This is a genomic window from Acetobacter papayae JCM 25143, assembly GCF_000613285.1.
GTDB lineage: Bacteria > Pseudomonadota > Alphaproteobacteria > Acetobacterales > Acetobacteraceae > Acetobacter > Acetobacter papayae.
Genome location: NZ_BAIN01000016.1, coordinates 24,716 through 49,732 on the forward strand (window position 1 = coordinate 24,716; position 25,017 = coordinate 49,732).

Annotated in this window: 15 protein-coding genes and 8 pseudogenes; 12 read left to right on the forward strand and 11 right to left on the reverse strand. The window is 60.5% G+C overall.

The genetic code is table 11. The features are described from left to right. The first annotated feature begins 98 nt into the window (after positions 1 to 98). The 6 genes and pseudogenes from pstS (at position 99) to JCM25143_RS17350 (ending at position 5,775) form a co-directional block, all read left to right on the forward strand. A pseudogene (pstS, locus tag JCM25143_RS17345) lies at positions 99 to 1,093 on the forward strand (phosphate ABC transporter substrate-binding protein PstS). Positions 1,094 to 1,394: 301 nt separating this feature from the next. Beyond that, the gene (locus JCM25143_RS06060) at positions 1,395 to 1,658 is read left to right on the forward strand and encodes a hypothetical protein (protein WP_025860380.1); all 264 of its coding nucleotides are present in this window, start codon (positions 1,395 to 1,397) and stop codon (positions 1,656 to 1,658) included. Beyond that, positions 1,658 to 3,115 carry a PepSY-associated TM helix domain-containing protein gene (locus JCM25143_RS06065; RefSeq protein WP_025860381.1) on the forward strand — a complete coding sequence of 486 codons (1,458 nt, stop codon included), beginning with the start codon at positions 1,658 to 1,660 and terminating at the stop codon, positions 3,113 to 3,115. Before JCM25143_RS06060 ends, JCM25143_RS06065 begins: the two co-directional genes overlap by 1 nt. Then, entirely contained in the window at positions 3,112 to 3,396 is a 285-nt protein-coding gene (locus tag JCM25143_RS06070) for a hypothetical protein (RefSeq protein WP_025860382.1), read from the forward strand. Before JCM25143_RS06065 ends, JCM25143_RS06070 begins: the two co-directional genes overlap by 4 nt. A gap of 154 nt (positions 3,397 to 3,550) precedes the next feature. Then, positions 3,551 to 4,075 (forward strand): TonB-dependent receptor plug domain-containing protein, encoded by a 525-nt coding sequence (locus JCM25143_RS23630; protein WP_234395026.1) that lies wholly within the window; start codon positions 3,551 to 3,553, stop codon positions 4,073 to 4,075. Next, positions 4,066 to 5,775 (forward strand): TonB-dependent siderophore receptor, encoded by a 1,710-nt coding sequence (locus tag JCM25143_RS17350; protein ID WP_234395027.1) that lies wholly within the window; start codon positions 4,066 to 4,068, stop codon positions 5,773 to 5,775. The genes JCM25143_RS23630 and JCM25143_RS17350 overlap by 10 nt, the downstream gene beginning before the upstream one ends. 19 nt (positions 5,776 to 5,794) lie before the next feature. Here JCM25143_RS17350 and JCM25143_RS06080 read toward each other — a convergent pair whose 3' ends face one another. The 4 genes and pseudogenes from JCM25143_RS06080 to fumC form a co-directional block, all read right to left on the reverse strand. Further along, complete coding sequence (locus JCM25143_RS06080) at positions 5,795 to 6,307, reverse strand: hypothetical protein (RefSeq protein ID WP_025860383.1); 513 nt, start codon at positions 6,305 to 6,307, stop codon at positions 5,795 to 5,797. Between the two features lie 116 nt (positions 6,308 to 6,423). Beyond that, positions 6,424 to 8,196 (reverse strand): ABC transporter substrate-binding protein, encoded by a 1,773-nt coding sequence (locus tag JCM25143_RS06085; protein WP_456303593.1) that lies wholly within the window; start codon positions 8,194 to 8,196, stop codon positions 6,424 to 6,426. Next, a complete protein-coding gene (locus JCM25143_RS22265; protein WP_159101594.1) occupies positions 8,189 to 8,335 on the reverse strand; it encodes a hypothetical protein in 147 nt (48 codons plus the stop codon). Before JCM25143_RS22265 ends, JCM25143_RS06085 begins: the two co-directional genes overlap by 8 nt. 121 nt (positions 8,336 to 8,456) lie before the next feature. Further along, positions 8,457 to 9,919, reverse strand: a pseudogene (fumC, locus tag JCM25143_RS17355) (class II fumarate hydratase). A 322-nt stretch (positions 9,920 to 10,241) separates the two neighbouring features. Here fumC and JCM25143_RS17360 point away from each other — a divergent pair. Then, positions 10,242 to 12,868: pseudogene (locus JCM25143_RS17360) on the forward strand (cation:proton antiporter). 44 nt (positions 12,869 to 12,912) lie between these two features. Here JCM25143_RS17360 and JCM25143_RS17365 read toward each other — a convergent pair. Then, positions 12,913 to 13,439: pseudogene (locus JCM25143_RS17365) on the reverse strand (HdeD family acid-resistance protein). Positions 13,440 to 13,800: 361 nt separating this feature from the next. Between JCM25143_RS17365 and rpsD the strand changes: the two are divergent. Both rpsD and JCM25143_RS17370 read left to right on the forward strand, forming a co-directional pair. Then, positions 13,801 to 14,418 (forward strand): 30S ribosomal protein S4, encoded by a 618-nt coding sequence (gene rpsD, locus JCM25143_RS06110; RefSeq protein ID WP_025860385.1) that lies wholly within the window; start codon positions 13,801 to 13,803, stop codon positions 14,416 to 14,418. Positions 14,419 to 14,538: 120 nt separating this feature from the next. After that, positions 14,539 to 16,085: pseudogene (locus tag JCM25143_RS17370) on the forward strand (peptide chain release factor 3). A gap of 93 nt (positions 16,086 to 16,178) precedes the next feature. Here JCM25143_RS17370 and JCM25143_RS17375 read toward each other — a convergent pair. The 4 genes and pseudogenes from JCM25143_RS17375 to JCM25143_RS17385 form a co-directional block, all read right to left on the reverse strand. Further along, positions 16,179 to 17,209: pseudogene (locus JCM25143_RS17375) on the reverse strand (isocitrate/isopropylmalate dehydrogenase family protein). Positions 17,210 to 17,305: 96 nt separating this feature from the next. Next, positions 17,306 to 19,091: pseudogene (locus JCM25143_RS17380) on the reverse strand (aminopeptidase P family protein). 2 nt (positions 19,092 to 19,093) lie between these two features. After that, positions 19,094 to 20,020, reverse strand: a complete 927-nt coding sequence (locus JCM25143_RS06130) for a 50S ribosomal protein L11 methyltransferase (RefSeq protein ID WP_025860386.1) — start codon at positions 20,018 to 20,020, stop codon at positions 19,094 to 19,096. Further along, positions 20,020 to 22,270 (reverse strand): annotated as a pseudogene (locus JCM25143_RS17385) (ATP-dependent helicase). Before JCM25143_RS17385 ends, JCM25143_RS06130 begins: the two are co-directional and overlap by 1 nt. A 46-nt stretch (positions 22,271 to 22,316) precedes the next feature. Between JCM25143_RS17385 and JCM25143_RS06140 the strand changes: the two are divergent. Beyond that, on the forward strand, positions 22,317 to 23,081 hold the full coding sequence (locus tag JCM25143_RS06140; RefSeq protein ID WP_025860387.1) for a JAB domain-containing protein: 765 nt from the start codon (positions 22,317 to 22,319) through the stop codon (positions 23,079 to 23,081). 38 nt (positions 23,082 to 23,119) lie between these two features. On the opposite strand, the gene JCM25143_RS20690 is transcribed toward JCM25143_RS06140, so the two are convergent. Further along, positions 23,120 to 23,314: a hypothetical protein gene (locus JCM25143_RS20690; RefSeq protein WP_025860388.1), complete on the reverse strand. Its 195-nt coding sequence runs from the start codon at positions 23,312 to 23,314 to the stop codon at positions 23,120 to 23,122. 47 nt (positions 23,315 to 23,361) lie between these two features. On the opposite strand from JCM25143_RS20690, the gene JCM25143_RS20695 reads away from it, so the two are divergent. Beyond that, a complete protein-coding gene (locus JCM25143_RS20695; protein WP_025860389.1) occupies positions 23,362 to 23,658 on the forward strand; it encodes a JAB domain-containing protein in 297 nt (98 codons plus the stop codon). Next, positions 23,622 to 23,825, forward strand: a complete 204-nt coding sequence (locus tag JCM25143_RS21365) for a JAB domain-containing protein (RefSeq protein WP_081773491.1) — start codon at positions 23,622 to 23,624, stop codon at positions 23,823 to 23,825. Before JCM25143_RS20695 ends, JCM25143_RS21365 begins: the two co-directional genes overlap by 37 nt. A 3-nt stretch (positions 23,826 to 23,828) precedes the next feature. Here the strand turns inward: JCM25143_RS21365 and JCM25143_RS06160 are convergent, their stop codons facing one another. Beyond that, positions 23,829 to 25,001 (reverse strand): 5-(carboxyamino)imidazole ribonucleotide synthase, encoded by a 1,173-nt coding sequence (locus tag JCM25143_RS06160; RefSeq protein ID WP_025860390.1) that lies wholly within the window; start codon positions 24,999 to 25,001, stop codon positions 23,829 to 23,831. Between the last annotated feature and the right edge of the window lie 16 nt (positions 25,002 to 25,017).

Genomic DNA, 25,017 nt, shown 5'->3' on the forward strand with positions numbered 1-25,017 from the left:
CGGAAGAGGGAAAGACCATGGGCTACGGGCAATCTTTCGGTAGGGCCGCTTATGGCTTTCAGCGTGTCGGGGTGGCCTGCGGTCTGGCCGCACTGCTTATGGCCGCACTCCCTGTTTCTGCCGCGTATGCGGATACGGCGGCTGACCCGGTTGATGATGTCATTATTACCGGAGCCGGGTCGAGTTTTGCGGCCCCCCTGTATGGTGGCTGGTCAACAGCAGCGCAGAAGGCTGTTGGTGTAAGGGTCAATTATCAGGCGATCGGCTCGGGGGCAGGGCAGAACCTTGTCAGTGTCGGCACGGTGGATTTTGGGGCGTCCGATGCACCTATGGTGCATGAGCGGCTGGTCAGCGCGGGGCTGTTGCAGGTTCCGACCGCCATTGGCGGCATTGTCGTAACGGCCAATGTGCCGGGGGTTCCCGCTGGCGCGCTGCGCCTTACCGGGCCGGTTCTGGCCGATATCTATGCCGGGCGCATTACCCAGTGGGACGATGCGCAACTGGTGGCACTTAACCCTGACGTGACCCTGCCTGACTTGGCCATAGCCCCGTTGCACCGGCCGATGGCTCGGGCACGACTTATGTTTTTACGGATTATCTGAGCCGGGTTTCCTCCTCATGGCATAATGGCGTGGGCCGGGGCATGTCGGTGGACTGGCCAACCGGGGCGGGGGCTCGGGGTAATGACGGCATTGCGGCTTATGTCCGCAATACGGAGGGCAGCATAGGCTATGTGGAATACGCTTATGCCGCGCATAATAACCTGACAGGTCTGCAGATTCGTAATCAGGCAGGCAGCTTTGTGCGGCCGACGGTTGAGACTTTCAGCCACGCTGCGGAATCCGCCCATTGGGATGCCGAGGACATGACCGCAACCCTGTGCGATGCACCGGGTGCGGAAAGCTGGCCGATTGTTACCACCACCTATGTGCTGCTGCCCGCTCATGCCACGGAAGATAACAAGGGGGAGGCGGTGCGCCGCTTTTTCCGCTGGGCGGTGAAGGATGGCGGCACTATTGGCCGCTCATTGGATTATGTGCCCCTGCCGCCTCAGGTTGCGAGTGCCGTCATAGAGCGGCTTGAACGCCATTAGGCACAAAGTTGTACAATGTTATCCGGCACTTGTTATGAAGTTGTCCTGTGTTTCATCCACAGATTCTGTGGATAAACCAGAGCCGGGATAAGCAGGGCACCGCACAGGCAGCTATTTGGAGCGGATTATCCGCCCGTCTTGTTCATGTTCTTTCAGCCTCAGGCGCGCGGGCTCAATTGACAAAACGGGCCGGGATGCGGATACATGTGTGAAGATGAGAATCTCTCTCAACACATAAAGCCATGCCGATTGTTCTCCCAGACACACGGCGAGCGGATGAAAGCCTGAAAGTCACCTGCGCATGACCCGTGGACCCCGAAAAGCCGCCGCCAAGGGGGCCTTGTGGAAACGATGGCTTGTTCGTGGGGCCTGGATCGTGGGCTTTGCCTATTTCTGCACGCTCGGCCTTTTCTTTCTGGCGGCAGGGCGGCCAGATGCCATGGTGTTCCAGAGCATTGGACTGGCTGTCATGCCATTGCTGATTGTGGTGCTGTTTGCGCTCCCTAGAGGTGGGGCCGGGCTGGTTGTGCTGGCGGTGCCGCTGTTACAGGCGGGCGTGCTCTAATGCGCGATATCCTGCGTAACCGCATGGGCTGGCTGCATGCCTGGGTGGGGTTTGTCTGCGGTGTCATTCTGGTGGTTGTGTTCACCGGTGGCTCGCTGGCTATGTTCGATACGGAAATTACGCGCTGGATGCAGCCGGAACTGTCAGGGCTGTCGCAGCTAACCCTAACGGAAGAGGGGCTGAACCGCGCGGGCGAACAGGTGCAGGCCCTGCGCGATGCGGGGCAGACGGTTTTTCTGAACATGCCCTCAGCCCGCGACCCGGTGCTGCGTATCCTCCATTATGACGGCCACGCATTTGTAGGCCCCGCACTCAACCCGCGTGACGGCTCAGACCTGAATGTGCGGCAGACACAGGGTGGGCAGCTATTTTTTGACCTGCATCAGTCGCTCTATCGCGGGCCGGTATGGGGTAATATGGTAACGGAACTGGTGGCGATTGGCCTGCTGGTTGCTGTTTTTTCCGGTATTGTCATCCATTTTCGCAATCTGGTGCCAGACTTGCTGCTGTTCCGGCCCTTTGCAGCCCCCGGACGAGCATGGCTTGATGCGCATCTGATGGCGGGCGTGCTGATGCTGCCGTTTATCATCATGATTACCTATACCGGGGCTGTTATTCATGCCCCCCGGCTGTTTCCCATGATCAGCAACGGGTATGGCGGAAAGGCCGCCAACCGCCCCGGCCATGACAGAGCGCATGGCATAGCTCCGTCCGCACCGTTGGGGCCGATGTGGAAACAGGCCGAGGCGGTTTATGGAGAAGGCAATATCGGCTTTATCCGGTTCGAGCCCCGCGCGGTTTCTTTCTACCGGTCGGATGCGGCGAATTTTGTGATCACGCGCGATCATGTCGATTTCTCTCCGCGTGATGGACAGCAGATTGCCGTCAAACCGGGGGAGCGAGGCGTGCAGAGCCTTGGGGGTGTTATGCGCGGACTGCATTATGCCCGCTGGGGTACATCGGGGCTGCGCTGGCTGTATTTTATCTGCGGTGCAGTCGGCAGCGCCATGATGTCGGCCGGGCTTGTGCTGTTTGTAATCAAGCACCGGCGCAACCATGGTGGCACGGTACGGCTGGCTGTAGCGGAGGCCTTTACGCTCACGGTCACTTTTGGTCTGCCCTTTGCAGCTCTGGGTTTTTTGTGGAGCAACCGGCTGATAGCGCCGTCATTGGCGCAGCGTGATCTGCTGGAGGCCAAAGTCTTTTTCCTGCTGTGGCTGTGCACGTTGGTGCATGCGGCGGTGCGCAGTTGTACGGGGCATGTGCGCGCAGGCTGGCGCGAGCAGGCATGGGGTATTGCGGTGCTTGGCTGCGGTTTGCCGGTGCTTGACGTTGTATCGCGCAGTGGCACAGCTTTTGCGCCCCGGTTGGATGTTTATGGGGTGGTGGATGCCTGCGCCCTTGGGTTCGGCCTGCTGGCAGTCTGGGGGCAGTCCATGATTGCGCGGAGCCGATGATCGCTTTTATGGCACTGGTGTGCTGGACGCTTGCTTTGCTGAGCCACGGGCTGTTGCAGTCTAAAATCCAACGCTTGCTGCTGATCGGGAACACGCATGCGACTGCGCTGCGGGTGGTAAGGCTTGTGCTGCCGCTTGCGGCACTGGTCCTGTGCATGCGGCTGACACAGCCTCTGGGGCTGATGATCTGGCTGGGCATGTTCTCGCTGGGTGGGCTGTTGGCCGGAGGCGTGCTGACGGTGGCTTCGGTTCGTGCCCGCAAACCACGGGCTGAGGCCTGACAGGCACGCCGGGCCGCAGCGTTTTTTACTTATTTCAACGGGAATGTGCCGAATTTCTTTACAAAAGGTTTACGCATTGGCTATGAGCAGAAATTGATAATAACTCGCAATTGCAGGGTTGCGCAAAAAACCGCTCAGGAGCCTGTCTGTCCTTATGACCCGTCGTCTTACTTCTGTACCGTGTGCCATGCTTCTGGTTCTTGAAGGGGGGCTGCATGTTACGGCTGCCCATGCCAAGACCCAGCCAGATACCGTGCCGCCACAGGCGCAGGGGCCTGTTCACGGAAAAGCCGAGGCTGGAGTAAAGCCCCACGGAGCAAGCCCGGCACCTGCGGCACAGGGCAAGCCCGCGACGGAGCATGAAGACATCACGGTGGCAGGGCTGCGCTCGGGTTTTCTGCCGCATGCATCGCAATCCGCTACAAAAACGCAAACGCCGCTGGAACTCACCCCCCAGAATATTACGGTCATTACGCAGGAAAGAATGAAAATCCTCAACGCGCGGAGCGTGTCCGAGGCCATTCGTTATTCTGCCGGTGTGTCCGATTATGGCTCCAAGGATGATCCGCGTGGTTATTTCGGGACAATTCGCGGGTTCAGCCCGGATATCTATCTTGATGGTACCCGCACGCCTGATGCCTCGTCCTCTCAGTCTTTCAGCATTGAACCATGGGGCTAGAGGCCATGGATGTGCTGCGCGGGGCTTCTTCGGCACTGTATGGGTCAGGGCAGTTGGGGGGTATTATCAATGCGGTCAGCAAACGCCCGACCCTGCAACAGCAGAACGAGGTCAATATCCAAACCGGTTCCTACTCACGCATACAGGGGGCCGCGGATGTTGGCGGAGCACTGAACAGGGACAAGACGCTGCTCTGGCGTTTTAACGGTCTGCTACGCAAGTCTGATACTTACGCCATCAATATCAAGAATAACGAAATTTATGTGGCCCCGTCTCTGCGCTGGCGGCCCGATAGCAAAACCGACTTTACCATTCTGGCAAGTTACGAACAGCTTGATGCCGGATCAACAGCCCAGTTCCTGCCAGCGGATGGAACCGTTTACGCATCGCCCTATGGGTATATTGCCCGTAATTTCCTGAGCAGCGATGCGAATTTCGATGTGTATTCAAAGCGTCAGGTAGCGATTGGCTATAGCTTTACCCGCCAGCTTGCTCCTAACTGGACCATTACGCAAAACATGCGTTACGCGCATCTTGATCTGGATTACCGGTTCGTCACCACCTCTGCACTGGCGGCCAACCAGCGCACGATTTCCCGTACAGCCCTGTTGCAGACAGCAAATTATAACAACGTAACGCTCGATACCCGCTCAAACCTCAAGCTCACAACCGGGCCGGTGCACCACGAACTGCTGTTTGGCGTTGATTTCAGAAGTGATTTCATGGCCAACCGGCGTGGGCAGACCAAAGCCTCTACGCTTGATCTTTATAACCCGGTCTACACCGCCATTATCTGGCCAAAGGCAGGCACCTACAGCAACACCAACGAAACCGAGACAGATACAGGCCTGTATTTGCAGGAACAGGCAGAGTGGAAACATATCTATCTGACCCTGTCCGGCCGTGGTGATTTTACGCAGAGCCTTACGGTTAATAACCTGACCCGAGGTAGCACACCGCAGAACAATAACGCTTTTACCGGGCGCGTGGGGCTGCTTTACGCGTCTTCCATCGGGCTTAACCCGTATGTTGCCTATGCAACATCCTTCCAGCCGCAGGTGGGGCAGACGTATGATAACACCCCCTATGTGCCAACCACGGGCAAGCAGATCGAGGCAGGGGTTAAATACCGGCCAGTGAAAGAGATGCCGGGGTTGGAAAATTTCATGCTCACGGCAGATTTTTTCAATCTTGTTGAAAATAATGTGCTCACCTCCGATCCCAATCATACAGCCTTTGATATCCAGACCGGGCAGCAGAGAACCCGCGGTTTCGAGTTTGAAGGGATAGGGCGGCTGCCGGGGCGGATCGATTTTATTGCGTCCTACACGTATCAGGACCCGCGCATTACCCGGACAACGGAAGTAGCACAGCTTGGGCAGCGGCCTGTGGCCGTGCCGTCGCACATGGCATCGCTATTTCTCAAGCGGGATTTCCGGTTCGGGCAGAACTGGTCAGCCGGTGTGGGCGGGGGGCTTCGCTATACCGGCAATACGGCCGGCGCGCTGCCTGAAACCTTTACCGTGCCATCGCAACTGGTGGGGGATCTGGTAGCGCATCTCGATTACCGGAAAACGCGCGTGCAGTTTAATGGCACCAATATAACGGACCAGAAATACGTGTCTGTCTGTACGCGTTCGGTCGCCTGTGCCTACGCGCCGGGCCGCGCCATGTTCGTTACCATTTCCCAGCGTTGGTAAGGCGCTGGAAAATGCCACGTTATAGGTGTTTGCGCATATGCTCGCGCAGGTCGTTACACCGCTTGGCATAATGCGATGCCTTGGAGGCGGTAAAGAAATTGATCAGAAACGCACCTATGAGCGAGCAGAAGGAAACGATAATCAGCATCTCGCCCGTCAGGCGAATGGTGTCGTTATAGTACAGGGCTGAATACCACAGCAGGGTGACGCTCAGCACCGCGCCAAAAAAACCGAACACGCCGGTGGATTTCATCAGGGAATCTTCGATGTTTTCGAAGGCCGATGTTTCCTGCCAAAGGTCGAATAGTTTGCGGTCCACATCGCCCACGGCCTCGGCGTGGGCCTCTTTTTCCTCGGCAGTGCGTTTGTGCGGGTTTTTTCGGTGAATTTCGAGTTCCTGCCGGGCCTTGGCAAAAACACGCCGACGCTCCTTGATGGCGGGCAGGCTGATATCCACAAAGCTCAGAATGGCGACGTTAAGCCCGGCTGAAAGCTGCACCACAGCCTGAAAATCACCCCATGTCACGGCCATTCCGGCTTATCCTCCCAGTGTATCAGGCCGCGTTTTACGGCGTGGATGGGGCTGTGGGTAGAGAGATCAGGCATGACAGCCATTCTGTCCCCGGTGCAGGGGGCTTGGCTGAAGGGCTAGTGCAGCCAGACCTGTGAGAACAGAACCTGATTGATGGTGGTGTAAATGAAGTGTTTTACCCGCTCGGAGGTCAGCACCACGCTTTCGGTTTCAAACGCCGGAGCCATGGGGGCAAGCGCCATGACACGCTCATTGACCTGACGCCAGATGGCGTTGCGTGCTTCGTCGCTCAGGCTTGTATCGGAGCGGGCGCGATCCATCAGGGCCTGCGTTGGCCCATCGCAGAAACCGGGCAGGTTGATCGAACTGTCTGAGTGAGGGTGAAAATTCTCACAGCCTAACAGTGCATCTAAAAAATTGGAGGGGGAGGGATAATCCGCCGACCAGCCCGTCAGCCCGATCTGTGCATGGTTGTCGGTGTTCTGCATGTAGGGAAAGGCGATATTGCCGTTCAATGGTCGCACGGTGGCCTTGTAGCCAATGCTTTCGAGCATGTCGCGCAGCCATGTTCCCATGGCGATATCGGTGCTGGTGTTGGCGGTAATGAGGGTTACTTTCTGCCCGGCGGTACCGCTGGCACGTACAAGCGCACGGGCGCGCTCAAGGTCTGGCCCACGCCATTGGGGGGCGGGGTTTTCGGGCGAGGCACCAACCGTGTAGTCGCACCCGATATCGGAGGCGGGCAGGGAGGTTGGCACCATACCGCAGAGCGGGCGAGCAATACCCGGCCCCCCATACAGGATAACCAGCGCCTTGCGGTTGAGCGCGTAATTGACCGCCTGCCGGGCCGCCAGTTCCGTAAAGGGTGGCTCCTGCATGTTCATGGACAGGAAATAGATGGACGGGTGCGGCATGACATGGGTGCGGCTGGTAAAGCGACTGCCAATTTCGCCCAGCCTGTCGAGGGGGATGGGGTCAGCCATCCAGTCATACTGGTTGTTTTCTACGGCCGTTACGGCGGTCTCGTCAGGAATACCGAAAGTATAGGTTATCCTGTCGGGAAAGCCTTGGGGCTGGGCCTGCGGGTTCCATGGGGCAAAATACGGGTTGCGGCCCAGTTCAAGACGGGTGGCGGGGTCATAGGTTTCAAGCTGGTAGGGGCCGGTGCCGGGCAGGGGCGTATTGCCGGTATCGTGCGGGGGGCTTGAGGCTGGCAGGATCACGGCATGAATAAAGGCGAGCTTGTGCAGGAATTCGGTGTCGGGTTCCGTCAGGTGGAAGGTAATGCGCCGTTGTGCGGGGTCGATTTCCAGCCCTTTTTCCAGCGTGCAGGTGGCGGGGGCATTCAGGCAGGCATCGGCCCCGGCAATGGTGCCGTAAAACGCACCAGCCGTGGGGGAGGCCACCTTGAATAGCCGTTGAAAAGAGGCGCGCACATCTTGCACGGTCACGGGTTGGCCGTTGGAGAAACGTAGCCCCGGCCGCAGGGTGAAGCTGTAGGTCAGCCCGCCATTGCTTGGGGTTGGCAGGCTTTCCGCCAGATCCGGCACGAGTTGGGCACCCTCTGGCCCGGCTGCTTTGCGGAAGGCCGTCAGCCCGTCATACACATTGGCAAATAGGTTGACGAAGCGGGCCCCGTAATTGATCTGCGGGTCCAGCGTGCCACCGGAGGCCGAGGCCACAAGGCGGAGTGTGCCCCCTTTATGGGTGTCGTCGGCAGGGTTATCCGAGGCTGCGACCTGCTCCGGTTCTTTCTGAGCGACAGTCTGCGCCATGGAGGGGGAAGGCTGGCCCGCCAGTGCGAGCGACAACCCCGCCAGTAATGCCCACAGCCTGACGCAGCGCCCGCCAAGAGGGAGGGCAGATAATCCGGTTGTGCCGTTATTCACCCGCGTTCCGGCTGATGGCGGTGGGCTCGGGCTTGTTCAGCAGAAGTGCACGGAAATTCTGGAACATGGTGCAAAAGACAATAATGCCGACCATGATCGCGCCCATGATGATACCGATACGGGTTGCATTCTCATTCATCGGAAAAAACCTGCCATCTGCTGGTTATGCGGGCCGGAAACCGGGCCACGGAGCCTTTGTTTTCTTCTACCCCTAATCCTGCCGGGCGCAAGAGGCTGTGGGCTTTTCGGCCCTGCGGGGCTCAGGCACCAGCGGTGCCGTGGCCGACCATATCCAGCGGGTTGACCAGCCGCTCGAAGGTGGGGGCGTCAACATAGCCGGATTTTAGCGCCGCTTCTTTCAGGCTCAGGTCGTTCTGTAGTGCGATATGGGCAATTTCCGCAGCCTTGTCGTAGCCTATGGCGGGGCTGAGTGCGGTTACCAGCATGATGGAGCCCGCCACGTAGCGCTCGATCCGCGCGTGGTTGAGGCGCGTTCCCTCTACTGAAAAAATACGGAAATTATGGCAGCCATCCGCCAGAATGCGGATGCTGTGCAGACAGTTGGCCAGAATGACCGGGCGCATGACGTTCAGGTCCAGTTGGCCCTGACTGGCGGCAAAGGCGATGGTGTTGTCATGCCCAAGCACCTGCGTTGCAATCATGACCAGTGCCTCGCACTGGGTCGGGTTGACCTTGCCAGGCATGATGGAGGAGCCGGGCTCGTTTTCAGGCAGTAGCAGTTCGCCCAGACCGCAGCGGGGGCCAGAGGCCAGCCAGCGCATGTCGTTGGCGATCTTGAGCAAGACAATGGCCACGGCCCGCAACCCGGCAGAGGCTCGGGCCATGGCGTCCAGCCCGGCAAGGGCCGCGAACTTGTTGGGGGCCGTTACAAACGGCCTGCCGGTTAGCGAGGCAATGCGCTCTGCAATAGCCTGACTAAAGCCGGGGGGCGCGTTCAGCCCCGTGCCAACGGCTGTGCCACCGGCAGCGAGTTCAAACAGGCCCAAACGGGCGTTTTTCAGCACGTCCAGCGCATCGCGCAGCATCTGCACCCAGCCCGACCATTCCTGCCCGACAGTAAGGGGCACCGCATCCTGCAGGTGGGTGCGGCCAATCTTGACCACGCCTTTCCATTCCGCCGCCTTGGCGTCCAGCGCGTCGGCCAGTTCTTCCAGCCGGGGGAGCAGGCGGTCTTCTATTTCCAGCAGGGTTACGACATGCATCGCGGTGGGAAAGGAATCATTGCTCGACTGCCCCATGTTCACGTCATCATTCGGGTGAACCGGGGTTTTGCTACCAATATCTCCCCCCGCAAGCTGGATGGCCCGGTTGGCTATGACTTCATTGACATTCATGTTGGTCTGGGTGCCTGAACCGGTCTGCCAGACCGAGAGCGGAAAATGCGCATCCAGCGCGCCTGCGCTGACTTCGTCTGCTACACGGGCAATCAGCTCGGCTTTCCACTGTGGCATGCGCCTTCGGCGGCATTGACCAGAGCCGCCGCTTTCTTGACAATGCCATAGGCATGATAAAGCGGCAGGGGCATGCGGTCCGTGCCAATGGAAAAATGGACAAGGCTGCGCTGTGTCTGCGCACCCCAGTAGCGGTCGGCGGGAACGGCGATCGACCCCATGGAATCCTGTTCCGTGCGGGTGCCCTGTGCGGCAATGCCTACGGGCAGGGTGGTGTCTGGCACGGGGGGCTGGGCTGCGGTGTCGGTCATCTGCGTGTCTCTCCGGGCGCGTGGTGCCGGGCGTCCATAACAGGGCGCGTGCGGTGGCGGATGCGTAAGCGTTCCTGTATGAACATGGGAACAGCAGGGCGCGCGATGCAGCCCCGGCAGGTCTGTTTGTAGTCACGTTGCCGAGAGGGGCTGCCCCGCCAGTCTGCCTCGTGTGCGTGTTCTTCGATGGTGTGGCAGCAAGCCGTCTGCTAGAAGACCACACGGTCACTGGCTGCGTGAGTTGCCATGTCTTTGCCTTACCGTTCTGTCTATTAAGTAAAATCGACTGGCGGGCGTGTCTGGAACGGGGGAGTGGACGGGTATGGCGTTAACGGGTCTGGCAGCAGCGCTGCTGGTTATTGCACTGTTGCTGGTTGTCGTGAGCGCGGTGCAGCCTCTGGCCCGCAAGCTGGAGCTGTCCGAAACCGTTCTGCTCGCCATTGTCGGGATCATTATCGGTTCTGTGGCAGATTTTGCGCTGCGTTCCTCCCATGCCTCGGCCCTGAGTGGCATTGCCGAAACCCTGCTTGATTTTCCCATTAACAGCGAAGCGTTTCTGCTGATCTTCCTGCCCGTTCTGGTGTTTCAGGGGGCGTTGGCCATTGACGTGCGGCGTCTTGCGCATGAAGCGGCCACGGTTCTGCTGCTGGCCGTGGTGGCGGTGGTGCTGTCCACCGCATGATCGGTTTTGCCCTGCACCCGTTTGCGCAGATGCCGCTTGTGGTGTGTCTGCTGCTTGGTTCCATCGTGGCTACGACAGACCCTTCAGCCGTGGCAGGGATCTTCCGTGATATCGGGGCCGCCACGCGCCTGACCCGGCTGGTGGAGGGCGAGGCGCTGCTGAACGATGCAGCGGCTATTTCGATCTTTTCCATCCTGCTGCCCTCGGTCACGCTGCATAAGGCCATCCACCCCGGTGAGGCGGTGATCTCGTTCTTCATCTCCTTTGGCGGTGCGGTCATTGTCGGGATGGTACTGGGGCGGCTGACACTGGCCATGATGTCGGCTATCGGCAGTTCCGCCGCCGAAATTACGCTTACGGTGGCGCTGCCTTACGTAGCCTATATCGTTTCGGACGAATTCCTGTCCGTATCCGGTGTGGTGGCGACAGCTGCCGCCGGGCTGACGGTTTCGGTTTACGGGCCTTCGACCATCCGGCCACAGACATGGCTATTCCTTAACCAGCTCTGGCAACAGCTTGTGTTCTGGGCGGGGTCGTTGGTGTTCGTGCTGGCCTCCATGCTGGTGCCGCATCTGCTGGTGGGCATGAACCGCTGGGACTGGGTGCTGATCCTTATTGCCAGTGTGGCGGGCATGGCCGCGCGTGCCGCTGTGGTGTTTGGTATGTTGCCGCTTCTGGCCTGGAGCCGCCTGTCGCCCCCCGTTCCCACACCTTTCAAGGTTACCATGGTGTGGGGCGGGCTGCGCGGCGCCATTACGCTGGCACTGGCGCTGGCCGTGACGGAAAACGACCACGTAGCCACACCTACGGCTCATTTTATAGGGATTATCGCCACTGGCTTCGTGCTGATTACGCTGCTGGTCAACGGCACCACGCTGCGCTCGCTCGTGCTGTTTCTCAAGCTCGACCAGCTTTCTCCCATTGATGAGGCCATGCGCCATCAGGTTCTGGGGATCGGGCTTGGCAATGTGCAGAGACGGGCTAAAGCGCTGGGCGATGAGCTTGGCTTTTCCGCCGATGCCACTCGCTCCGTGTTGGAACAGGTGGCCCGCCGCTCGGAAGAGGAGCAGGCGGTTAACGAGTTCGACAACGCCCTGTCTGATACGCAGCGCATCAATCTGGCGCTGATTACCATCGCCAGTCAGGAGCGCTCCTTGCTGCTCGATCTGTTCCGCATGAAAGGGCTTTCGCGCCGGGTGATGGAAAACCTGCTGCGCTCGGCCGAGGCAGCGGTTGATGGTGCGCGGTTGGAAGGGCGTCTGGGTTACGTGCGGGCTATCCGCCGCAGGCTTAGCCCCACGCTGCGTTTCAAAATGGCGCAGGCGATCCATAACTATCTCAAACTCGACCGGCCGCTGATGCTGAGCATGGCCGAACGGTTTGAAATGCTCATGGTTGCGCATTTTGTTTCCATCTCGCTCACTCGCTTCATGCGTGTGCGGCTGGAGCCCACGCTGGGCAGCCGTATTGGCGAGATCGTGGCCGAGGTGCTGTCGCGCCAGCGCAAGTTGCTGGATGAGGCGCTGGAAACCATGCGCCTGCATTACCATGGCTATGCCGAAGCGCTGGAAAACCGCATTTTCCGCCAGATTGTCCTACGCCTTGAGGGCGAGGAATATGATGCCCTCTTGTCGGAATCTCTGGTGAGCGAAGAACTCAGCCGGGAACTGATCAAGGAAGTCGAACGCCGTCGCCACCGGCTGGACAAGCGCCTGAGCTTCGACCTGCGTAGCGGGATTGAGGAGCGCATCAAAAACGCCACCATCTTCAAGGGGCTGTCAGGGGCAGAGCTGCATGATCTGGCAACCACCACCTCCCTGCGCTTTGTTACCCCGCAGGAAGTGATCTGCCGTAAGGGCCGCAAGGTGAAATATGTCTATTTCATCAGTGCCGGTCTGGCGGAAGCGCATGTGGTGGGTGAAGACATGCATTTTGGTGCGGGCGATCTGATTGGCGCACAGGAGGCGCTCAAGCGCTGGCGCTGTGCAGGCACCGTCAGGGCCGTGCAGTTCGGCCACCTTATGGCAATCCGTGCCTCACGCTTTCGGCGGCTGGTGGAGGATTATCCGGTGGTGCTGGAGAATATTCAGGCCAACCTGCGCAAGCGCGAAACGGGGGAGCGCCCCCTCAGCCTGCTGCCACGCCGCAAGCCGGGCCTGAATGGTACGCCGTCTGAGCCGAAGGAAGACCCCGCGCCATTGGCTATCGAGGGTAACCCTACACCGCCCCTGCTGGACGCACCGGCAACCGGAGGCGAGGCCCTGTAAGCACAGGGCTGCTTCCGGCTGCCATGTTGTGGCTTAGAGAGGCGTTATGACTGTGTGGCGCGCAGGGCGAGGCCAAACTGCACCCAGCTTACGCCACTGACAATCAGTTCCACGGCCACGAACGTGCCGATCAGCCACAGGCCCGACCAGGGCAGGGTCAGATACAGGCACAGCCCCACAACAAAGCTGATAAGCCCGCTGAACAGGATCACGCCCCAGCCCGGCAGCGCACGGTGCCGGAGGGCGATGATAGCGCGGCTGATGCCCACCACCATAAAGCAGGCCGCCGCAAACAGGGTTATGGCCGCAGAGCCGGAAACGGGCTCGGCAATCAGGATACCCCCGGCGATAACGTAAAGCGCACCGCAGAGCAGAGCCAGCAGAAAGCCGCCCCAGTCCCGCACGGCCACAGCGTGCGCGCCTTGCATGATCCCTGCGAAAATCAGCAGGGCGCCAATAAAGATAGTGCTGGCCAGCGTTACGGCGACAGCTCCACACAGGAGACAAAGCCCAGAGCGATCAGCAGGGCGCCTATACCTACGAACAGGCCCCATTTGCGTGCAAACGGCATGAAATATTTTCCTTGAATACGGTCGGTGGCCTGATCTTGGCCGGAATGATGGCAGCGGCATGCGGTATCCGGCCATGCCCCTTTGGGCATAATATGGTGTTGGGGTAAGGAGAAAGGGAAAAATGCACAGCCCTGTTCCTGCATGCCTCTCCATCGGGAGTGTGTCGGTTTCTTGACAGAACGCGGCAGTTTCCGTAAAGGCTGCGACCATTGCCGGGAATGAGGACGAAACGGCCAGCACGCTACGGCTGGTAATGCGTTTCGCGCCCGCTCCAGTCCGCGGTGGACGGAGACTACCGGTGTAATGACGGGACAGGCAACCGCAAGGCCGCCGCCCGCCTGTTGAGAGTAAGAGCGCACTATGAGCAAGCGCCTCGAGAGCAAGTACAAAATCAATCGTCGCCTCGGCGTCAACCTGTGGGGCCGTGCAAAGTCCCCGGTTAACCGTCGTGAATACGGCCCCGGCCAGCATGGCCAGCGCCGCAAGGGCAAGCCCTCCGACTTCTCCGTGCAGCTGATGGCCAAGCAGAAGCTCAAGGGCTACTACGGCAACATCACGGAAAAGCAGTTCCGCCGCTATTATCAGGAAGCCGTGCGTCGCAAGGGCGATACGTCTGAAAACCTGATCAATCTGCTGGAACGCCGTCTGGATGCGGTGATCTACCGTATGAAGTTCGCGATCACGCCGTTCGCAGCACGTCAGTTCGTCAGCCATGGCCATGTTACGGTCAACGGCCGCAAGATGAACATCCCCTCCTACCTCGTGCAGGATGGTGATGTGATCGAAGTGCGTGAAAAGTCCAAGCAGCTTGCCATCGTTCTGGATGCCGCTCAGTCCGCCGAGCGCGACGTGCCGGAATACATGGAAGTCGATCATCGCCAGATGAAGGGCACGTTCCTGCGTGGCCCGCAGCTTTCCGATGTGCCGTACCCGGTGCAGATGGAACCCAATCTGGTGGTCGAATTCTACTCCCGCTAATCCGGGCGTACAGATTCGGTTTGTGCTACGCCGGGTGGAGGGCCTGCTCTCCACCCGGCGTTTGCCGTTTTTACCGGTGCCAGCCTTTATTGCGCGCACCGTCTTGGAACTGGTTTTCGCATGTCTGATCCCGCCATGGCCGAACTGGGCAGGGAAATTGCCCGTCGGCGCACCTTTGCCATTATCTCCCATCCTGACGCCGGTAAAACGACGCTGACCGAGCGTATCCTGCGTGCAGGTGGGGCCATTCAGCTTGCGGGTAATGTGCGCGCCAAGGGCGAGCGCCGCCGGACACGGTCTGACTGGATGGCAATCGAGCGGGATCGCGGCATTTCGGTTGTCAGCTCGGTCATGACGTTCGATTACGGCGGCTGCGTGTTCAATCTGCTCGATACGCCCGGACACGAAGACTTCTCGGAAGATACCTACCGCACCCTGACAGCCGTGGATTCCGCCGTGATGGTGATCGACGCCGCCAAGGGGATCGAGGATCGGACACGCAAGCTGTTCGAAATCTGCCGCCTGCGCGATATTCCCATTGTCACATTCATCAACAAGATGGACCGTGAAGCGCAGGATCCCTTTGCGCTGCTTGATGAAATTGCCTCGTCACTGGCGCTCGATACATCGCCCGCGACATGGCCGGTTGGCCGTGCGGCAAATTTCGCAGGCACGTATGATCTGCTGAACGATACATTGCACACCCCAACGCCTCTGCCGCAGGACGACCCGCGCCTGACACAACTGGAAGAGGAACTGGAACTGGCCCGTGCCGCCCTGCCGCCTTTCGAGCGCGAATCCTTTGATGCGGGGCACCTTACCCCTGTGTTCTTTGGGAGTGCGATCAAGGAAATAGGGGTCACGGACCTGCTGGATGCGCTGGTGGCCTTTGGGCCTTCCCCTCGTGCGCAGGCAGCCGAAAGCCGTACCGTTACGGCGGATGAAACCGGCATGACGGCGTTGGTGTTCAAAATTCAGGCGAATATGGACCCCAACCACCGCGACCGTATTGCCTTTGCGCGTGTCTGCTCGGGCCGTCTGACGCGGGGCATGAAGCTCAAGCATACCCGTACGGGCAAGAGCTTTGCTGTGCATACGCCGCAGTTCTTTTTCGCCCAGGACCGGCATCTGGCAGAAGAAGCTTTTGCGGGCGATGTGGTGGGTATTCCCAACCACGGCACGCTGCGCATTGGCGATACGCTGACCGAGGGTGAAGACATCCAGTTTACCGGCGTGCCGCATTTTGCGCCTGAAATCCTGCGTCGCGTTCGCTTGATGACGCAATGAAGGCCAAGAAGCTCAAGCAGGCTCTGGTGCAGCTTGCGGAAGAAGGCGTGGTACAGCTTTTCCGACCGCAGGATGGCGCGCCGCCGATTGTGGGGGTGGTGGGTACCCTCCAGCTTGACGTGCTACAGGCGCGGCTGAAGGCGGAATACGGCGTTGGTATTGGCTTTGACTCAACGCCTTATTCGCTCGCGCGCTGGATTACCGGCCCGCGCGATAAAATCGAAGCCTTTGCCGGGGCCAACCGTGCTGCCATGGCGGATGATCTGGATGACGATCCGGTGTTTCTTGCCACGTCTTCGTTCATGATGCGGCGTACGGAAGAACAGAACCCCGATATCCGCTTTCATGACATCAAGCAGATTGGTATTGGCGTGGGCTAAGGCCCATGGCCGTTTGGGCATAAAAAAAGGGAGCCGAAAGGCTCCCTTTTCTGTTTCCTGCCCTGTTGCCACGGCGGGAAAGCAAAAGTGCTATCAGACCAGCGCTTGCTTGAGAGCAGCCGTCAGTTCCTTGGTGCCAGCCTTGCCACCCAGATCACGCGTGCGCACGGAACCTTTGGTGATGACATTGGCAATGGCACTGTCGATCCGGTCTGCCAGATCGCCGCGGCGACATGGCGCAGCATCATCACGGCGGCCAGCAGCAGGGCCAGCGGGTTGGCAACGCCCTTGCCTGCGATATCGGGGGCAGAGCCGTGCACGGCTTCAAAGACAGCAGCCTTTTCACCGATATTCGCACCCGGTGCCATACCCAGACCGCCGACCAGACCCGCCGTGAGGTCGGACAGGATATCGCCGAACAGGTTGGTGGTGACGATCACGTCAAACTGCCACGGGTTGATGACAAGCTGCATGGCGCAGGCATCGACAATCCGTTCGTTGAACTCGATGCGGCCCTTGTATTCTTCGGCCACCTTGCGGCCTTCTTCAAGGAACAGCCCGGTCAGCAGCTTGAGGATGTTTGCCTTGTGCACGATGGTAACCGTCTTGCGGTTGTTCTGCACGGCGTATTCAAAAGCATATTTGACGATACGGCGGCATTCCGCGCGGGAGGTAAAGCCCGAGCTGAGGGCGATGCCCTTGGGGTCTTCACCCACCGGAATGTAGTGTTCCATCGCCGCGTAGTACCCTTCAAGGTTCTCGCGGAAGAGCACAAGATCGATATCTTCGAACTTGCCGCCGGGCACGATGGTCTTGGTGGGGCGCAGGTTGGCAAATAGCCCGAATTCCTGACGCAGCGTCACGTTGATGGACTTGAAACCACCCCCGACCGGCGTGGTCAGCGGGCCTTTCAGGGCGAGGCCGGTGCGGCGGATGCTTTCGATTGTCTGCTTGGGCAGAGGATCGTTTACGGCGTCAACGCCAGCCATGCCGGCCAGTTGGGGATCCCATGCGAATGGGGCGTTAACCGCATCCAGAATCTCGATTACCGATTCAACAATTTCAGGGCCAATTCCATCGCCAGCGATAAGAGTGGCGGGAATGGTCTTGCTGTCTGCTGTCATTCTGAGAAGCTCCCTTTCACTTCGCTGCCTGTTCTGCGCCTCTTTCGCCGGTCAGGCGATTCCCATTTGCGTGACAATCCGCGCCGGGTTTCGTCTTCACGGGCAGTTGAGAGGCGCACAGGCGTTTTCCAGCCAGTTTTGCGCGTCCTGAGGCAGAAATGGTGCGATCTGCCCCAGAATTTGCGCATGATAGGCATTCAGTCGTGACGTATCTTCCGCACCCAGCAGGCAGGGTCGATCAGGCGCGTGTCAAAGGGCGCCAGCGTCAGTGTTTCAAATTCCAAAAAGACACGTTCGGTCTGTACCCGTTGTGCGGGGTGTACCAGAACCAGTGTTTCAAGACGGATTCCATACGCACCCGGCAGGTAAAAGCCCGGCTCGTTCGACAGAACCATGCCCGCTTCCAGCGCAATGGCGGAAGGCGCTTGGCAATCCGCGCAGGCCCTTCATGCACGGACAGGAAAGAGCCGACTCCATGCCCAGTGCCGTGGTCGTATTCCAGCCCGTCCTGCCACAGAGCGTAGCGGGCCAGCGCATCCAGCGCCGTGCCGGTGGTGCCAGCGGGAAAACGCGCATGGCCCAGTGTCAGGTTGCCTTTGAGCACACGGGTAAACGTGGCGCGCAGGGCATCGGGCGGTGTGCCCGGCCCGGTCCAGATTGTGCGGGTAATGTCGGTAGTGCCATCAGGATACTGGCCGCCGCTATCGCACAGATAGACTTCGTTTTCGCCCAGCCTGCGATCACTCTGCGTGGTTACCCGGTAGTGGATAATGGCTCCGTTAGGGCCGGAGCCGGAAATGGTGGGAAAAGATGCGCCCCGGTAAAGCGCATGCTCAGCCCGGAAGGCCTCCAGTCGGTCGGCGGCTTCAAGCTCCGTGCAGCCCTGTCCCTGCGTGTCGAGCCAGTGCAAGAAGCGGCATACGGCCACGCCGTCGCGCAGATGGGCCGCGCGCATACCAGCCTGCTCGGTAGCGTTCTTGCGGGCTTTTGGCAGCAGGCACGGGTCTGGCGTGGGGCACACGGTGGCCCCGGCATTTTCAAGAACCTGCGTGAACCAGACTGCATTAGAGGCCGGGTCCACGCCGATGCGCGCACCGCTCATGCGGCTCAGTACTGCCTGCATGTGTTCTGGCTCATGCAGGCGGATATCCGGCCCGAGCCATGTTTTTACATCTGCGGGTATTTTGGCTTGAGAGACAAACAGATCGACCGTGGCATCGGCATGGACCATGGCAAAGGCCAGCACGACCGGGGTACAGGGAATATCCGCACCACGGATGTTGAGCAGCCACGCAATGGAGGCGCTGTCGCTCAGGATGGCGGCGCTCTGCCCGAGCGTTTTCAGTTCAGTTGCAATGTTGGCCCGCTTGGTGGCGGATGCCTCGCCCGCATAGTCTAGCGGGTGGATAAAGGCTGGGGCCGTGGGCAGGGTGGGGCGGTCGGCCCACAGGCTGTCGATAAGGTTGTGGTCGGTTGGTACCAGCGTGATGTCCGGTATGGACAGGAACGGCCTGAGGGCCGACTGGCTCATCACCCGTGGGTCATAACCGATCCGGCTGCCCGGCGTTGCGGTGGTGGCCAGCCATGTGGCAGGCGGCGTGTTCAGGCTGTGCAGGCATGTCCAGAGTGCTGAATCAACCTCCTGCGCCATCTGGGTTGTGTAGCGGCCATCGGAAAAAACAGCGGCTTTGGTGGCCAGCACCACCGCGCTTCCCGCACTGCCGGTAAAGCCGGTCAGCCAGGCCAGACGCTCGGCGCAGGCCGGGGTGTATTCCCCCAGATATTCATCGCTATGGGGGACCAGAAGCCCATCCAGTCCGTTTTCTGTCAGCGCTGCGCGCAGGGCGGCAAGGCGGTGGGGAAAAGGATGGGCAGGAGCCATGCTTATTGTCCTTTGGCGCGAAGTGTCGGGCGGTTGGGCTTGCGGAGCACGAGCGTTGCCCAGTCGCCTTCGGTCAGAACCTGTTCAAGCACCAGCCCCTGCCGCCTGTGGGCAGACAGCACCATGCGGATTTGCGTGCGCAAAAGTCCTGCCAGAATGACAGTGCCGCCGGGGCTCAGGTTGCGCGCAAGGTCTTTGGCCATAAGGCAGAGCGGGCGGGCCAGAATATTGGCAAACACCAGATCATACGGAGCCGCACGGCGGATGGCAGGCGTGTTCCAGCCATTGCCCAGTCGGCAGGTGAGCAGGCGGCTGAGCTGATTACGCTGGGCGTTATGGGCTGAAACCCGCACCGACCACGGCTCGATATCCACAGCCAGAACCGGCCTGTGCAGCAGGGCTGCGGCTGCCATGGCCAGAATGCCGGTGCCGCAGCCCAGATCAAGAATGCGCCGGGGCGCACGGTGGGCGATCCGTTCCAGCGCACGCAGGCACCCACGGGTGGAGCCGTGCTCGCCCGAACCGAACGCCACTCCGGCATCCAGGGTCAGGGCAATGCGTGTGCTATCGGCCTGTTCCGGCAGGTGCGTGCCACGAATGACGAAACGGCGACCGACTGCCTGCTCGGGAAAAGCTTCATACGTGCGGGCTAGCCAGCCTTCTGCCTCGGTGGGGCTACGCTCAAGCTCAGCATTTTCGCCGCTGGCGAGCTGCGCCAGAAGCAGGGCGGTGGTCAGTTCATCATCGCGGTGGCCATGGTCGCGCACGCCTTCAACCCGCCAGAGCGTGCCTTCCGGGTTGGCCTCGAAAATACCGACCGTGGTGCACACACTGCCAATGGCGTTTTCAAAAAACGGCACAGCGGCTTCGGGTACGGTGACAGCAATCGTTTCCAGACTGGTGGCGTGGCGGCGGGTGGTGGGGGCCATTAGAGTTTCTCGATAAAGGAGGAAAGAAGTCGTTTGGTGCCAACGCCTTCGAACACGACCTCAACATGGTGTCGGTCAACGGCAATGACGGTGCCTTCCCCAAAGCGGGGGTGGCGCACCTGCTGGCCCAGCGAGAAGGCGGGGGCCGTGGCTGCAGGCCGGGGGGCGGGTGTTCTGCGTGGCGAGGACAGGCCGGGTGTGGCGTTGAGCGGCCCGGCGGCAAAAAGGGATTCGGTGCTGCGCAGGCCGTGCTGGCGCGTGCCGCCCTCGTTCTTGCGGGTAATGTGCTCATCGGGCAGTTCATCCAGAAAGCGGCTGGGCATGGAAGGCTGCCAGTTCGCGTAGATCCGGCGGCTGCCTGCGTGGTAGATAAGGGCCAGCTTGCGCGCGCGCGTAATGCCGACATAGGCAAGGCGGCGTTCTTCTTCCAGCCCTTTCAGCCCGCCTTCATCCAGCGTGCGCTGCGAGGGAAACACGCCTTCCTCCCAGCCGGGCAGGAACACGATATCGAATTCCAGCCTTTGGCGCCGTGCAGGGTCATGATGGACAGGCGCGCTTCCTGCGCGTTTTCATCCTGTTCCATGACAAGGGCTACATGTTCGAGAAAATCCCCCAGTGTCGGGAAATCGGCTAGTGCGCGCACCAGTTCCTTGAGGTTTTCCAGGCGGCCGGGTGCCTCGGGCGAGCGGTCCTGCCGCCACATGTCCAGATAGCCGCTTTCTTCCAGCAGGTGTTCGGTGGCGACAACATGGCCTTCACGCGCAAGCAGCTCGCGCGTGGCTTCCAGCGTGGCCAGCAGGGTGCTGACCTGCTCTCCCAGCTTGCCTTTGAGCGTGCCGTTTTCGGTTAGAATACGTGCGGCGGCGGTCAGGGGTTGGTTGTGCTCGCGTGCGCTGGCATGCAGTTTCTGCAACGCCGCAGGGCCTACACCCCGTTTGGGCGTGTTGACGATTCTCTCAAACGCCAGATCATCCGCAGGCTGATTGAGCACGCGCAGATAGGCGAGGGTATCGCGTATTTCGGCCCGCTCATAAAAACGCACACCGCCAACAATACGGTAGGGCAGGCCGGTCTGTACCAGACGTTCTTCAAAAGCGCGGGTCTGGAAACCGGCGCGCACCAGAATGGCCATTTCCGCCAGTGAGTGCCCCTGCCTGCGCAGGGATTCGGCGCGTTCGCATACGCTCCGGGCCTCGGCATCCGAATCCCATACGCCGATGACACGCACCTTCTCGCCTTCGGAATCCTCACGGCCAGAGCGCAGGGTCTTGCCCAAGCGTTCGCATTATGGGCAATCAGCCCGGCGGCGGTTCCCAGAATATGTCGGGTGGAGCGGTAGTTGCGCTCCAGCCTGACTACCTGCGCGCCGGGAAAATCCTTTTCAAACCGCAGGATGTTTTCAACCTCGGCCCCGCGCCATGAGTAGATCGACTGGTCGTCATCTCCCACGCAGCAGATATTGGCCGAACCGTCAGGCTGCTTGGCCAGCAGGCGCAGCCACAGATACTGGACGGTGTTGGTATCTTGGTATTCGTCCACCAGAATATAGCGGAACAGGCGGTGATACTGGGCCAGAATATCAGGGTGGGTGCGCAGGATTTCCGTTACATGCAGCATCAGATCGCCAAAATCGCAGGCGTTGAGCTGTATCAGGCGCTGTTGATAGGTCGTGTAAATGGCGCGGGCATGGCCGTTGGCAAAATCTGTGTCTTCCGCCGGGGTTACGCGCGCGGGTGTCAGGCCCCGGTCCTTCCAGCGCTGGATTACGCCCAGTAGCCCCGGTGCCGGCCAGCGTTTGGTATCGATCCGCCATGGCTCCATGACCTGCTTGAGCAGGCGCAACTGGTCATCCGTGTCCAGAATGGTGAAGCTGGATGTCAGGCCCGCCGTTTCCGCGTGGCGGCGCAGCATGCGTGCGCACAGGGCGTGGAAGGTGCCCAGCCACAGCCCTTCCGCCGGGCTGCCCAGCAGGGTGCCCACGCGCTCGCGCATTTCCCGCGCGGCCTTGTTGGTAAAGGTTACCGCCAGAATCTGCCACGGCTTTGCCCGGCCTGTCAGCAGGATATGGGCGAAGCGGGTTGTCAGGACACGGGTTTTGCCCGTGCCAGCCCCGGCCAGCACCAGCAGCGGGCCATCCGTTGTTTCAATGGCTGCGCGCTGCTCGGGGTTGAGCCGTGCAAGATAGGACTCGCCCTCAGAGGGCAGGGACGCAAAAAGCGGTGAGGAAGGGGGTTCGGATGTCGTCACCAGACCCTTATATAATGATGTCGGGCATTAGGCCAATCGGAGCAGGATCATGGATAACGGGCCGCCGGATGAACAGGCTGAAAGACGGCGGAGTGGCAGGCTTACGGGGCAGGGGCGGAGCGGGAGCGTTTTTGACAGCACTGGCCCACAGGGGCACAGGCAGCGCATGCGCGAACGCGTACTGCGGCATGGTCCCGCCGGTCTGGCTGACTACGAAATTATTGAAATGCTGCTGTTTTCAGGTGTGCCACGGCGCGACACCAAGCCACTGGCCAAAGCGCTTATAAACCAGTTTGGCTCGTTATCCGCTGTGCTGGGGGCTCCACCGGAAGCTTTGCGGGCAGCCGGCGCGCCTGAGCGGAGTGCCGGGGTGTTCGGCTGTGTTGCGCAGCTTGCGGCTACAACGCCGCGTGCGGCCGAAGCCGAGCGGCTGATGCTCGATAGCTGGGGCAGTATTTTTTTATACGCCAATTCCTGTCTGGCACTCAGTCCGCCGGGGCAGGTTCGGGCCCTGTTTCTGGATAGCCATAACAACCTTCTGGCCGATGAAGCTTTGCCGGGGCAGCCGTTTCAGGATGCTGCGGAGGCTGTGGCCACCCTTATGCGCCGGGCCGTGGCGCTGCATGCCTGCGCGGTGCTGACGGTGCATCTCGTGCGTGACGATACCCTGCTCGATCAGGCACTGGCGCAGGCCAGACCGCTGGCGGTTGCCATAGGACAGGCGGCTCCCCGGCTGGCTTTAAGTGCGCATGGGCATCTGGCAGTCGGGCGCGGGCAGTGGCTGAGCTTCAGCTACGACGGGGATGAAGCGTGAACCGGCGTAAATCGGCCGATCCTGCACGGCGAAACCCCTCAGGCGAACTGGATGATGCCGCGTTCTTCCGTTTCGGGCACGGAGGGCCGCAGGGGACGGAAATTTTCCCGCCAAGAGAGCCGCTGCTGGCAGTTGGCGCGGATGAAGTGGATCTGCTCGCACGCCTTGTTAGCCTCGCAGTGCCCCGGCTTGCTGGCCCCGAAGCCGTGGCCCAGCGGCTGCTGGCCGCACATGGCTCACTGGCAGGCGTGTTCGCGGCGGCGGGTAGTGCGGGGGAGGCGTGGCAGCAATGGCAGATGCGCTCAGGGTCATGCTGCTGGTTGTGCATGAGGCGCGCCGCAGGGTGCAGGAGGCCTCCTTGCGCGCCCAGCGGCTGTTAACCAGCGGGCCGCAGCTTCATGCCTATCTGCACACGGTCATGGCGCATGAGCGTGTGGAGCAGATTCGCGTGCTGTATGTGGATAAGGAGCACTATCTGCTCGAAGATGTTCTAATGGGGCAGGGCACGGTGATCATGCGCCGGTTTACCCGCGCGAGGTCGTGCGGCGCGGGCTGGAGCTGGAGGCTGCAGGACTGATTCTTGTGCACAACCACCCCAGCGGCAACCCGGCTCCGTCCGATTCCGATATTATCATGACGGGCCGTGTGATCGCCGCCGCCGCCGTATTCGACATGGCTGTCATTGACCATGTGATTGTTGGCGGCGGGCGGATATTCAGCCTCAAGGCGGAGGGGTTGCTGTAGCGCTCAGCTATCCTGCTCGGCCAGATCGGGAGCAGCGCAGCGTGTGGCCAGAGACCCAAGCGCCGCACGGATTCCGAATTCACCGGGCAGGCTACCGAACGGAAAGAGCAGGTTCACATGGCCCATCTTGCGGCCGGGTAGGGCCTGTTCCTTACCGTACAGATGGGGGATATGGCCCGGTGTCGCCACGATATCAGGCCACAGAGCCATGTCTTCCGGCCCGACGAGGTTTTTCATCACCGCATCGGAATGGCGCACGGCCGGGGGTAGGGGCAGGCCCGCCACAGCGCGGATATGCAGGTCAAACTGGTCCTGCGGGCAGGCATCCATCGTCCAGTGGCCCGAATTATGCGGGCGGGGCGCGATTTCATTGACCAGCAATGTGCCAGAGCGTGAGAGAAACATCTCCACACCCATGATCCCGACTAGGTCGAGGGCTTGGGCGATATTTGTCGCCAGAGTCTGGGCATCCTGAGCGATGGCATCCATTACCGGGGCCGGAGCCAGCGTCAGGTCCAGAATACCCTGCCAGTGCTTGTTCTGCACCGTATCGAAACAGCGGATGGTGCCATCCGTGCCGCGTGCGACCATTACGCTGAGTTCGCTGGCGAAATCCACCATGCCTTCGGCCACCAGCGGGTGCGGGGCCAGCGTATCGAAGGCGTTGTCCAGTTCCGCCGCGTCATGCACGCGAATCTGGCCCTTGCCGTCATAGCCATTACGGGTGGTTTTGAGAATGAGCGGCAGGCCGAGGCTTTTAGCCGCGTCATGCAGGTCTGCCCGGCTGAGCACGGCATGCCACGGGGCGAGGGGAATACCCGCCTCGGACAGGAAGGTTTTTTCTGCCAGCCGATCCTGACTGATACGCAGGATATGTCCCGAGGGACGCACCGGGCAATGGCGGGAGAGATGGTCCAGCGCATCTGCACTGATGTTTTCGAACTCGAAAGTGACAACATCCACCGCGCGGGCGAAGGCCTCCAGTGCCGCAGGGTCATCATAGGCGCCGAGGGTTATGGCGTCGGCCACCTGAGCCGCGGGGCCGCTGGCATCCTGTGTCAGAATATGGGTGCGGTAGCCTAGTTGGGCTGCGGCAATGGCCGACATGCGGCCAAGCTGCCCACCGCCGACAATACCAATGACTGCGTTGGGGGGCAGGGCGGCTGTGTCGTTCATGGCAGTTCGGTCATGG